Origin of the sequence: Endozoicomonas sp. ONNA2, from assembly GCF_024606365.1 — a bacterium.
Taxonomy (GTDB): Bacteria; Pseudomonadota; Gammaproteobacteria; order Pseudomonadales; family Endozoicomonadaceae; genus Endozoicomonas.
Window position 1 is genome coordinate 1 of record NZ_JAHHPO010000259.1, and the last position, 12,353, is coordinate 12,353.

Consider the following 12,353-nt stretch of genomic DNA (forward strand, 5'->3'; position numbering starts at 1 on the left):
ATGACCAAAAAATCCCTGATTTCACGCTTCAATTGCGAATAAATGAAGTACTAGAGCGTTCTGGGTTTTGGTAATTTGATACCATCGGAATAGGGCGCAAACGGTTGTACAAGTTGTACACCACCCGGATTCACCCAGTGTTCCGGAACATCAATCTCATTACTGAAGCCGGGGGGGGCGTCAGGGTCACGGAAAGCTCCAATCCCCCCCCCCGGATTCTGGTGTAAAGGCTGCACCGGGGGAATGGGTCAGTCGAGGGGGCTTAAGCTCACCGATTAACCCTTTTGGTCCAGGGGAGTCAGTAGGTCCGGTTGGTAAATAAATGCCAGGGACATTAACTCTCCTGTTAGCTAATGCCACTTCTACTTCTCCCTGTTGAGATGCAAATAATGGGGGTTGTTGCCCCGCAATTTTGACGGCTCTGCCAGAAAAGTGCTGGGGAATAGAGGAATCTGCGTGGGTATTTGCTCTTGCCCCGCCGGGCTGGCTCAGTTCCTGGAGGCCTGGTGATGTTCTGACAGGGAATTGCGGTGCTGAATTGCTTATAGGGTTGCTCATAATTACAAACCTTCTGATTAATGCATTTCCGTTGCAGGTTCTCCATTTCCCAATAAGACTACTCACAGTTTTTTTAGTTCCCGGTACTGTTTTTTTTTGCGCGGATCGGCATTCAAAGGCTCATAGTCGACAACAGGATTCTGTTAACATTGATAAACCAAAAAAGGCAATTGTCCTTCCAAGTCGGGCAAACAGCAGATTCAGTGTTGTTCTTTACTGGATATTCTCTGATTTTCCGGCCATTTCAGAGTCCATGACGGCCCTGTAAAATGGTCAGGAAGGAGATAAGAAAGCAAAGACTGCTGCCCGGAAACAATATAAACATCAACTCTCATTCCCTGGCGCAGGGGCTTATCAGAACCAAAACCATGTTCATCGGCGACAATGGAAATTCGGTAAAACTCCCCTTGCTGACCGTCACTCTGGAAGGTATCCGCACTGATTTCGGTAACGGTACCCACCAAGCCGCCATGACTGCTGTAGTCATAGGCTGAAACCCGGATATTGGCGGTCTGTCCGAGCCAGATTCGGGCCCGATCCCTGGGCAGGATGCTGGCCTCAATCATCAGCGGGTCATTTTCCGGCACAATTTCTGCCATGGCACTGCCCGGACTGACCACTTCCCCAATGGTGCTGGTAATCAAACGGTGCAGGGTACCACTGACCGGTGACCGTATTTCGCTGCGTACCGCCTGCTGCCGGGAGGCGTTGATCCGTGCTTCCAGCAGCGCGACTCTGGCGGTTTCCCGGTTAAACTCTTCCTGCACCTTTTCCCTGAAATCGCTGTCAATCTGTTTTTTTTGCAGTTCGAGTTCCTTCAACTCCGCTGCCTCGGTGGCCAGTTTTTGTTCTGACTGGTTGATCCGGGTCTCGATTTTCAGGACATCCAGTCTTTTGCTCAGTAGATTGGACCGGGAACCGGCACGGTCATCAATCAGCGACTCCAACATATCCCGCTGCTCCCGGATGACCGCCAATTCTTTGCGCAGATCGATGATGGTCTGCCGAATTTCCTGTTGACGAGCCTTCTGCCGGGTGATTTTCTGACTGATAATGGCCTTATGATCCGCCAGGGTTTGCTGGCGATTTCGATATAAGTGCTGTTCATTCTGAAGATAATTTCGCAGTATTTGGTTTTCGGTACCTATGCCGTCCGGGCTGAAGTTGGCAAAGGTCTTTTCTGCTTTCAGCCGCTGTAACCGCGCGCGTTTCTCGGTCAGTTCACCGGTCAGTATTTCCATTGCTTCCTTTAGCTTCGGGTTATCCACCACAAACATCAGCATATCCTGCTGCACCTTTTGCCCTTCGCTAACGTGCAGCTCTGCCAGTATACCCCCTTCCAGGTGTTCAACAATTTTATAGTGGCTGTCGGCGGTGACTTTACCAGTACCATGAACAAAGATATCTACCGGGAAAGTCCGGGCCCAGGCAATAAAGAGAATCAATGACAGGGAGATCAGCAGGGCAAGACTGTGGCGGGACAGCAGTTTTTTCAACCGCTGCTGGCTACGGGCTGATCTGAATGTCCACATGGTTGCTTTCCGTGCTGGTGTTACTGATACGCACCGTAATGTTTTCAGCCGACAGGCCATGCTTGATCAACTGGTTGCGAAGGTCCATCAGGCGGTTATAGGCAACATAAGCCGAGGTGGTTGCTGAGAGTTCCTGCCATTTAAGAAAGCTGGTCAGCCGGATGATCTGCTGTTCCCGAATTTGCGTTTTCTGTTCGTTAACCCACTGATCCAGCACTGCAGTATTTTCCTGCGATAACAGTGTCTCCAACTCATCGTAGAAAATGGTAATACTGTTCTGGCCGGGAACGACACGAGCACGGGATGGCTTATCCACAATGGATTGGGCACCTGCATGATCGGTCTGTGCTGATGGTTCTGCGATATCTGGAGGTCTTTCCGACAAAGATGCTTCCGGGTTCATAGGGCGAATAGTATTCTGACCAACTTTCATACTAACGCCGGCAATCACCATCAGTTGTATCAGTACCAGAAACACAAAAACCAACAGGGCGGAGGACATGATATCCACAAATCCCGGCCATGGATTGTCCTGATTATCTTCTGACATATAGGGCTTCTGGTGCTCTTGAATGATGGAGCAGCGGCGCTGCGGCTTATTTTGTCATCGGCCATAAAGTACAACGGCTTTATCTATGGGTTATCAAATTTCGTAACCAGCCGATGAACCTCAACTGGATATGCAATCAGGCCTTTCCTCCTTTATGGCCAAAAGCCTGATGTTATTGATAACTACTGACAGCTGAACGCAATGGTTTTTAAATACGGAATACTGGCTTCACTTCTGGCTGGCAGCAGCGTTGTCTGGTCCATGACCCTCAGTGAAGCGATCGACCTGGCAGTACAATCAAACCCGATTACCAGAACCCTTGAGGCCGATGTTGGTATCAGTGAAACCCGGCTGCAACAAATACTCGGGACTCGCCATCCCCGGATTTCTCTCAGACTGGAACAGGGACTGTCCAGGCCTGACGGCCAGGGCTGGGGGGAGATCTCGGCCAGCAAGCTCGAGCTGCAGCAATTGCTCTATGACTTTTGGAAAACAAGCCATCAGATTGAGTCTGCCCGGTCTCGTGTAGATGCCCGGCAACTGTTGTTCAGTGAGGGTCAGCAGCGTCTGGCATTGCTGGTATCCCGGGCATACCTGGAGATTCTGCGGTTGGAGCAAACCCTGGATCTGGTGGCAGAGAATATCGCGGACTATGAACGTTTGCTCGACACCATGAGCCAGCGGGAGTCGGCGGGCGTTTCTTCATATTCACAAGTTCAGAAAGTGGCCGCACTGCTGGAGAATGCCAGAAGGGAGAAGATAGGCTTTCGTGCCGACCTGGATTTTGCGATAGAGGCTTTTACCCTGATTGTCGGGGAGTCGCCGGGAGAACTGGAAATACCCAACATGCAGGGCTGGACAGTGGCAAACAGTTTGCAGTCACTGTTGAACATGGCCAGCACTGAATATTACGGTATTCAGGTGAAAAACCATGAGCTGAGTTCCGCCGGGGCTGAACTGAAGGCCAGCAGCGGGAATCTCTACCCGGTCCTGTCCCTGGAGGCCAGCCTGTCCGGGCAGCACTCCCAACAGACCCAGAATGACTGGTCCACAGAACAGCAAGTAATGGTCGTACTGTCTTATGACCTCTGGGATGGGTCCATCGCCCGGCAACAGAGGCGGGAAAGTGAGCTGTTATTACAGCGCTCCCAATTCCAGCGGGAAGAGTATCTGAAAAATCTTGAACGGGATGTCCGTGAACATTGGCGGACCCTGCAGCGAGTCAAAGAAGAGAAAGCGACTAACAAGGAGTACCTGGAAGTAAGTACAGAGGTGGTTGACCTGTATCGGCAGGAGTTTGAACTGGGCCAGCAGAGCCTGCTGGATATCTCCACGGCGCAGCAAGATTTGCATCGGGCACGGATTGAGGATGTCCGTCTCCATTTTGCTTATTACAACATCGTGCTGAATCTCCTGCTGTATCAGAATGCGGTGATTCAACAAGTTCGACAGGGATAGCCAGCAGGTGGACAGGAGAGACAATTGATGAGCGGATCAGAGCGGATCATTAAGCTAAAAGCCGACGAAATCATTAAGGTTTACCTGCGCAGGATCATGGCCATACTGGTGATCACGCTGATTTTGCTAATGGTCAATGGCGATGTATTACTGGAAATTATGGCGGTTAATCGGGTGTTGAGTACGGTGATTTTAACCTCTTTTCTGCTGGGCGTTTTTCTCTGTTGCCGGAATTTCTACCGTTTGAAATGGGATTTTACCGTGCTGTGTGATCTGGACAATCTGTTATCGGTACGCAGGGATGGGATAGCGTTAAGGCAATATCAGGGTAAAACCTATATGACCAGCGAACTGTACCAGCGGCTGGAAAGCAGTATTGAATTTGATCAGTCCGGTGTTATGGTTCAGGGCCTGAAGCCATCCATCGCCCGTAGCCTGATTGATATGGTCAAAAACGGGGTTGTTGAGCGGCGAAACCTGATGAGCTATTTCAGCAATTTGCTGATCTATCTTGGCCTGATTGGTACCTTTATCGGCCTGTTTGCCACAGTGGGTTCCATTACCGGCCTGATTGGTTTTCTCGCTGCTGGCCTGTCCGGAGAGGAAGATCTCGCGCAAATGCTGGTCATTCTTATCCAGCAACTGGAGGAGCCACTGTCCGGTATGGGTATCGCTTTTGGCACCTCGCTGGCGGGCCTGTCTGGCTCCATTGTGATCAGTGCCCTGGCCATGAATGTTAATCGCGCCAGCGCGCTGTTTGCCAAAACCTATTCCGACTGGCTGATTGAGTTTGCCATTTCTGACAATGCCAACCAGGGTGGAAATGTCGTTAGCCCCAAGCCTGGCGCTCAGGAAGGCGGAAAGCTCGAAGCAGATAATATTGTTAGCCGACTGGACCAGCTGATGGCGCTGGAAGAACGCCAGTTGTCGCTCATGGAAACCATGACTGACAGTTACCGGCAGCAGTCAGAAGCGATCCGGCAATTATTAAACCAGCAGACTATGGAGTCACTGTGCGCCGCCGTACAATCCCGTGGGGAACAGCTGGTGCAACTGGGACAACGGATGACGGCTGAGCTGGAAGCCCAACGGGTACTCACTGAGCAGCAGCTGGAAAACCAGCAGGTTTACCAGAGCCAGGCAACCAGTCTGGGGAATAAGATGTTTGACTTACAGATGCTGGCCCGGGAACACGGGGAACAGGGTAATCGTACCCTTGATGCCATTCTTGACCAAATCCAGCAACTGCCAGATTCACTGCAGTCGGCCACAGCGGATCAGGTAGCGCAAGTCGCCCATACTCTGGAACAATCCCTCGTGCGCAGGGTGTGCGGGTTCCTGACTCGCTATGTTCGCCGGTTATGCCGACTGGGTCGTCACCATAACCGGAGGCAGGTGGATTCACTGGTGGAGACCGTTCAGACCAGCGAAGCCCGAATCATCCAGGAAAATCAAGCGCAGATCGAAGCGATTCAGAAAAAGCAGAACAGCCTGGCCCTTCGGTTGTTGCGTGGTATTCATCGTCTTTACCGACACTCCCTTCGTCGGAACAACAACAAATAGTATCTATTGAATAACGGTCGTAATTAGCCTGGCGAGAATATTCAATGGGCACCATCAGCCTGTCCGCTTATGGCTGGCCATAGTGGCCAGCACCTCCTCCCTGGGACCGTCAGCCACAATCTTGCCATCGGCCAATACGATAATGCGATCGACCAGTTGCAGCAGACTGGAACGATGGGTAATCAGCAACAGGGTTTGCCCCGGCTTGAGAAAACCGGGCAATTGCTGACAGAACAGCGCTTCATGGTAATTATCAAAAGCACTGGTGGGCTCATCCAGGATCAATAGATCACCACCATGAAGCAGAGCCCTGGCCAGACCAATGGCCTGCTGCTGGCCGACAGACAGGTTATTACCCTGTTCGGTCACCGGATAGTCGTAACCACCAGGGCACTGACGGATAAATTTATTCAGGCCCGTGAGGGTGCAAACCCGATCCAGAGCCTCGTTGGTTGCCCCCGGGCAACCCATCAGCAGGTTACTGCGGATGGAGCCGGAAAACAGGATGGGTTGTTGTCGGGCGACCCCAAGGCAACGGCGATAATCCTTAAGATTGAGCTGGTTCAGGGGAAACCGGTTAACGGTAATCTGCCCTTGATCCGCTTGCTGGTTGCCTTGTAACAGGTCAATCAGGGTACTTTTTCCGGCACCGGAAGCACCGAGCAGTGCTACCCGTTCGCCGGGCTTAAGAGTAAAGCTGACGCTGTCCAATATCGGTGTCAGGGCACCCGGGTAACAAAAGCTGAGGTTTTCCACCACTACTTCACCTGTCACTGTGGTGACTGGCTGCCCGGGCAAGTCGGCTTTTTCCACTGACGCTTCATTGGTGAACAACTGTTGTATTTCCTGCAGGGACTGACGGGCCTGGCTGATCCGGTTAAGTGCCATGGACAGATTGGCCATGGGGGCAATGGCACGGCTGCCCAGAATGATACAGGCAAAGAGGCTGCCCGGAGCCAGTAAGCCATCCCGGATCAGCAGCACACCCACCACCAGCATAAAAAAGACCACGCTCTGAGTGGCACTGGCGACCAGGGCACTGGCCAACGCCCCTGTCTGCTTGCTCTGGAATTCACGGCTGCTGGCACCGGCGACCAGTACCCGCCAGCGAGCCAGTATGCCAGGCGTTGTAGCCATGGCGCGAATGGTATCCAACCCCCCGATGGTTTCATTGAGAAAGGCATTTTTATCATGGGCTGTGCGGATATTGGCGGCAATATGAGCTCTGGCAAGGCGATAGCTGATCAGCGACAGGGCAATCAGCACGGTGGCAACGGTGATGGGAATCCAGACCAGTGGGCCGCCAATCCAGCCGATCGCCAGGGAAAAAAGAATAAAGAAGGGAATATCCAGAACGGATAACATGACCGAGCTGGAAATACTCTCCCGGATTCGGGCAAAGTCCCGGATCACCTGGGTGATTTTCGCAGTGGAGACCTGCAATTGATGTTTTTCCAGGGTTAACACCTTCTCCAACAGGCTGGTCTCGGCCTGACGGGTAATGGCACGGCAGGCATCATCCAGGAAGTAGCTGCGTAGCCAGCGCAGCACAAAGTCCAGGAACAGGACAAACCCCATGCCGATGCTGATGGTCAGCATGGTATCCATGGCCTGCCCCGGCAGCACCTTGCCAAAGACAAAATGGGTAAAAATCGGCAGTGCCAGGGTCAGCAGGTTGATCAGCAGGGTGATCAGCAGCACCTGCAGGTATTGTGGCCACAGTCTGCCGATCTGCTGTTTCAGCCAGTGGCTGTCGGCGGGGCGTTCTTTGTCACTGCGTTTGGCGGGATCACGGCTGAGTTGATGGATAATGCCGGAGTAATCAGGCTGTAATTGCTGTTCTGTTAGCCAGTGCTGCTCACCATCGGGTGCCATAATCCGGAAGTTGCTGCCCTGTCGTTCCAGCACAAGGTAGAACTGTTTTCCTTTCATTTGCAGCAGGCACGGGTAGTCATCGTCGTTCAGAGCTTCCAGTTTGATTCGCTGGCGCTGGTGGTACAGTCTGCGGGTATCAGCCAGATGTGGCAGATGTTTTACATCAAAAGGTTTGGGTGTGATGGACCGGGCATAATCGGAAGGAAGCTCAATGCCCTGCAATCTGGCTAACTGTAAAACGCTCTCTTCAAGGTTGCCCGGTGCTGGCCGGAGGTTATCTGGTTGCATAAGTCGTCCGTTGACTTTTGGCTCTGAGTTGTCTGATCAGGAGGCAGATTTATCAGACATAGTAGTTTACAGTGATCGTATAGGTTCCATCGGTGTAACTGTCATCAGTACCATCAACAGCTGTATTACCATCCACTGTAACGGTATCACCGGACTTCACGGCTATTTCCAGATTATTGGTTTCGCTGAGGTCAACGACATCACTCAGGGATACGGTAATATTATCGCTGCCATTATTTTCTCCAAAGTTGATCACTTCCACATCATCAATCAATGAGGCAAAGTTGCTCAGGTCAAAGGTGCCATTGCTGGTGCTGAACAGGGTATCTGAGCCGCTGCCGCCATCGACGACTGTGCCTGCAGTCAGATCAGAAAAATCCATATTCAGGATATCGTCACCGGCTCCCCCATGAATATGCCGTCCGGTGTCACCCGTGAGGGTATCGCTGTAATCCGTCCCGATCACCCGCTCAATGGCAAACATCTCTTCGGCGTTCCCCTCACCATTATTTCGGATCTTGAATGAACCTGCCTGAGTAAAATCTACGACAACGCCTTGAGAGTCACCCGAAACATGGTCTGAAAAATCAACCGTATCAAAGCCGCCCTCACCCACTGGCGCAAGACTGTTTGAATCAGCAGTTCCGCCATAGTACCAGTCGATACCGTTGCCACCATAGAAAGTGTCATCACCCTCACCACCAAAGAGACGATCGAACCAGTCACCGCCGTATAAGGTATCGGAACCATTACCCCCGTACAGGTCATCATGGCCAATGCCGCCTATGAGAATATCGTCTCCATCAAGACCGTACAGATCGTTTTCAGTCTTATTGCCGGTTAACGTATCAGCAAAATTACTTCCATAGATATTTTCAATAGACGACAAAGTTGCAGCATTAGAGCCATCTTTATAAGTAACAACACCGGTACTGTCATCCTCCAAAGTCACGGTGATACCCTGGGTAGAAAAATCGAAAATGGCGGTATCAATACCAAAACCACCGTTAAGGATATCATCACCGCCGCCACCATTAAGGGTATCGTTACCAGCACCACCCTCCAGAGTATTACTGCCACTATCACCAGTAAGGGTATCCTGACCGCTGGTACCCTGTAGATTTTCAATGTTGTATAGCCGGTCATTACTGGTGGTGCCGTCGGAGAGTGTGTAAGTAGCCTGTTTTATAGAGAGATTTGCCAGGACACCACCATTAATATCCATTTGACTGAAATCAACAGTATCCGTGCCATCATGGCCATCCAGAATATTACTGTCGGCGTTACCAATCAGGGTGTCATCACCCTGAGTGCCAATAATACCTTCGATACTGTACAGTTTGTCTTCATCACCCGGGGCAAGAGTCATGATGCCCTGATTGGTGAAGTTGTTCAGGTTGAAGGAGCGCCCGCTGGTCAGGTAGGAGTAATCAGCAATATCCGTCCCCTCTCCCCCATACAATTCATCATTGCCTATCCCCCCGGCGAGGGTGTCATTACCGGCATTACCGTAGAGTTTATCATTGCCCTCCCCTCCGGATATGGTGTCATTCCCTGCCATGCCCGTTAGCGTATTAGCCACCGTGTCACCGGTAATCACATCATCATTTTCTGTGCCGGTCAGGTTTTCAATCGAAGTCAGGGTGTCAGTTTTTCCGGCTTCACCACTGGTCACTGCACCAGTGGTCAGGTTTGCAATGATCCCCGATTGATGATTACTGTAATCTGCCAGGTCAGTATCATCACCCCCATCGAAGGTATCGCTACCGGAACTGCCGAGAAAGGTGTCATTACCGGCATCACCAGAGAGCGTATCGTCCCCGCCCTCACCATTGAGGGTATCATCACCACTGCCACCGGACAGGGTATTGACGCCGTCGTCACCGGACAGTTGGTCGTTATGGTCGCTGCCGGTCAGGTTCTCAATATTGACCAGCTCATCGTTACTGCTAACACCGTTAAAAAAATAGGACGCCTCACCATCAGCCAGGCTGGCGGTAACTCCTGTGGTTATATCAGTGCGGTCAAAGTGAACCGTATCCATGCCGTTCTGACCATCAAACCGGTTATTCTTGCTATCCCCGCTAAAGGTGTCGTTTTCCTGGGAGCCGATTATATTTTCAATACCGGTCAGGGTATCGGTATATCCATAGCCATCTGCCACGGAGGCGGCACCATTGGTTAGCTCAACCGTGATGCCGCTATTGACCTGCAGTGAGTAATCCGCCGTATCGGTCTGGTCACCGCCATTCAGGATATCATTACCCTCACCACCGATAAGGGTATCGTTACCGATGCCGCCAACCAGCTCATCATCCCCCCCGAGCCCATTGAGAATATCGCTGTCACCACCGCCTTCCAAGTAGTTATTGCTGGCATTCCCGACCAGTTGATCATTTCTGAGAGTACCGATCAGATTTTCGATACTGATAAGGGTATCGATATCACTGTCATTGCCATTGGTCACACGGCCCGCATTCGGGTCAAGGTTAGCGATGATCGCCTCATCCCGGTCACTGTAATCAGCAGTATCACTACCGTCGCCACCATCGAGCGTATCCAGACCAAAGCCGCCGGATAACCGGTCATCGTCGTCACCACCATTGAGGATATCATCCCCATAACCACCGGATAGCTGATCCTCCCCGGCGTTACCATTCAGGGTATCGTTGCCAATACCACCATGCAGCTGATCATCGCCAACCTCACCATAGAGGGTATCTTTGCCATCACCACCAAACAGCTGGTCATCTCCGGCATTACCATTGAGAATGTCATCGCCACCACCGCCTCCCAGGGTGTTAGCAGACCGGTCTCCGGTGAGTTCATCGGCAAAGTGTGTCCCGATAATATTTTCAAAGTTGGTTAATGTATCTTCAAAGCCATAACCGTCAGAGGCTTTCTGATCAGTCAGACTGGCGGTAACGCCGCCCGTGATTTGATCATTCACACTGCCACTGAAATCCACGGTATCAGTACCATCTCCTCCGTCGAGATCATCTTTACCGACTCCCCCCTTGACGATATCATTGCCGCTCCCGGCATCCACCTGGTCATTACCGACACCGGCATCAATGACATCGTCACCACTGCCGGTACGGATGACATCGTCATTGTGTAACAAGTTAAACACCAGTACTGATTCGCCATTCACCTCAATCTGCAGATCTTCAACGCTATTGACGGGAGCAGCATAAGCCGGCAGGCGAAATACTTCCGGCGGGCGAGCAAGCCCGTCCTCGCCGTCTTTGAACTCAATATCAAAAACCAGTCCGAAACTGGAGGCCATCCCATCAGAGTTGACGGGATGGGTGATCACAAAATCTTTAGTCTGGATTAACCAGTGCTCTGGTTTGCCATCCGCAGCCGCAATCAGAGTTGCATCTTCAACTTCCCAGCCAGAGGGCAGACCATAGAGTTTAACTGTCTTTACGGTTTCACCGATTCCGGCACTGTCGATGGTTAACTTCCGGGAGATGGTGTCAGAAGAGAAATAAACCGGGTTATCCCCCTGGACGGAAACCCCGTTACTATCGTTTGTGTAGTCAATGACTTCATTATCCAGCTGCAGGTTAACATCGGCATCAGTGGCGGAATCAGCTGAGCCTCCCCCACCTATATAATTACCAGTACTGGAAACGGCACCAAGATTGTTAAGGGCCACGGTAAATGTAGCCCCCACCCCCCCACTGCCATCATTGATGGTGACATCGGTGGTCGCCTCTGGCAAACCAACAAAGGGATCGGTCTCCGGCGCCACGTCGCTGGGTGGCACCACAATACTTTCTGTGACATCCAGATCAGCCGTGGCCTCCAGCTCATTGGTGATCTCTGCCAGTGCCTTCTGAAATTCCGACAGGTAATCCTGCTCCTCCTGGGCTTTCCCCTCCATATCATTCTGGAGCTGCTCCATGGCCTCGGAAAAATCTTCACTGAATGACTCTGCCCCCGCAACCGGGTCAGCCTGTCTGGTGGGCATGGGAGCGTGGGCGTGCTCGGATTGCTCTGCTATAAATTCTGGCAACTCGTCTGGCGGTTCGTGGATTTCCGGCAGCAGGGTGTCCGAATCCTGATGATCGCCGGGGGGCATGGGGTGCTGAAAATCCGTGGATCCCTGATAGCTGGCCCGGGCCATAAACTGGTCACCGGTCAATAGTTCACCATTAGCAAACCGGAGGTGAAGCCCCTGCCCGGTGGCTGTGATTATCCCCGCCATCAACAGCGTGTGTTCGGAACCATCGGGAAAAATCACCACAAAGTCCGGACCACGGACCTCCATTCGGACATCTTCGGGTGAGCCGTCAATGGCATATTCACCATCGGGCATGGCCATTGACATTCCGGCGTTATCACTATTTGCCCATCGTGCAGGGACATTGTTGGCAGGTGTTTTCTGGTCAGAATGATCAGGCAGGGTTTGACGGTCTTCCATGTCAGCTCACCGGGCAGTCTTGTCTGATGACGTTGCCAAGGTATTGTCTTTTAATAAGTTCCCGATTTCCGTTCACCCTGAGCTTGTCGAAGGGTCG

At 51.9% G+C, this 12,353-nt stretch carries 7 protein-coding genes; 2 read left to right on the forward strand and 5 right to left on the reverse strand.

Features of this window, described 5'->3' with window-relative positions:
• Positions 1 to 186 precede the first annotated feature (186 nt).
• The 3 genes from KDK14_RS04580 to KDK14_RS04590 form a co-directional block, all read right to left on the reverse strand.
• A complete protein-coding gene (locus tag KDK14_RS04580) occupies positions 187 to 558 on the reverse strand; it encodes a hypothetical protein (RefSeq protein WP_257263839.1) in 372 nt (123 codons plus the stop codon).
• A 200-nt stretch (positions 559 to 758) separates the two neighbouring features.
• Positions 759 to 2,090: an HlyD family type I secretion periplasmic adaptor subunit gene (locus tag KDK14_RS04585; RefSeq protein WP_257263840.1), complete on the reverse strand. Its 1,332-nt coding sequence runs from the start codon at positions 2,088 to 2,090 to the stop codon at positions 759 to 761.
• Positions 2,065 to 2,640 (reverse strand): hypothetical protein, encoded by a 576-nt coding sequence (locus KDK14_RS04590; RefSeq protein ID WP_257263841.1) that lies wholly within the window; start codon positions 2,638 to 2,640, stop codon positions 2,065 to 2,067. Before KDK14_RS04590 ends, KDK14_RS04585 begins: the two co-directional genes overlap by 26 nt.
• Before the next feature lie 201 nt (positions 2,641 to 2,841).
• Between KDK14_RS04590 and KDK14_RS04595 the strand changes: the two genes are divergently transcribed.
• A complete protein-coding gene (locus KDK14_RS04595; RefSeq protein ID WP_257263842.1) occupies positions 2,842 to 4,098 on the forward strand; it encodes a TolC family protein in 1,257 nt (418 codons plus the stop codon).
• Positions 4,099 to 4,125: 27 nt separating this feature from the next.
• Positions 4,126 to 5,661: a hypothetical protein gene (locus KDK14_RS04600; RefSeq protein ID WP_257263843.1), complete on the forward strand. Its 1,536-nt coding sequence runs from the start codon at positions 4,126 to 4,128 to the stop codon at positions 5,659 to 5,661.
• 54 nt (positions 5,662 to 5,715) lie between these two features.
• Here KDK14_RS04600 and KDK14_RS04605 read toward each other — a convergent pair whose 3' ends face one another.
• Positions 5,716 to 7,824: a peptidase domain-containing ABC transporter gene (locus KDK14_RS04605; RefSeq protein WP_257263844.1), complete on the reverse strand. Its 2,109-nt coding sequence runs from the start codon at positions 7,822 to 7,824 to the stop codon at positions 5,716 to 5,718.
• A gap of 52 nt (positions 7,825 to 7,876) precedes the next feature.
• Positions 7,877 to 12,256 (reverse strand): calcium-binding protein, encoded by a 4,380-nt coding sequence (locus KDK14_RS04610; RefSeq protein WP_257263845.1) that lies wholly within the window; start codon positions 12,254 to 12,256, stop codon positions 7,877 to 7,879.
• Positions 12,257 to 12,353 lie beyond the last annotated feature (97 nt).

What these genes read in the sequence shown, in the direction of transcription:
- KDK14_RS04610 (WP_257263845.1), bottom strand. Translation starts at nt 12,256, where the DNA reads ATGGAAGACCGTCAAACCCTGCCTGATCATTCTGACCAGAAAACACCT.
- KDK14_RS04600 (WP_257263843.1), top strand. Translation starts at nt 4,126, where the DNA reads ATGAGCGGATCAGAGCGGATCATTAAGCTAAAAGCCGACGAAATCATT.
- KDK14_RS04585 (WP_257263840.1), bottom strand. Translation starts at nt 2,090, where the DNA reads ATGTGGACATTCAGATCAGCCCGTAGCCAGCAGCGGTTGAAAAAACTG.
- KDK14_RS04605 (WP_257263844.1), bottom strand. Translation starts at nt 7,824, where the DNA reads ATGCAACCAGATAACCTCCGGCCAGCACCGGGCAACCTTGAAGAGAGC.
- KDK14_RS04595 (WP_257263842.1), top strand. Translation starts at nt 2,842, where the DNA reads ATGGTTTTTAAATACGGAATACTGGCTTCACTTCTGGCTGGCAGCAGC.
- KDK14_RS04580 (WP_257263839.1), bottom strand. Translation starts at nt 558, where the DNA reads ATGAGCAACCCTATAAGCAATTCAGCACCGCAATTCCCTGTCAGAACA.
- KDK14_RS04590 (WP_257263841.1), bottom strand. Translation starts at nt 2,640, where the DNA reads ATGTCAGAAGATAATCAGGACAATCCATGGCCGGGATTTGTGGATATC.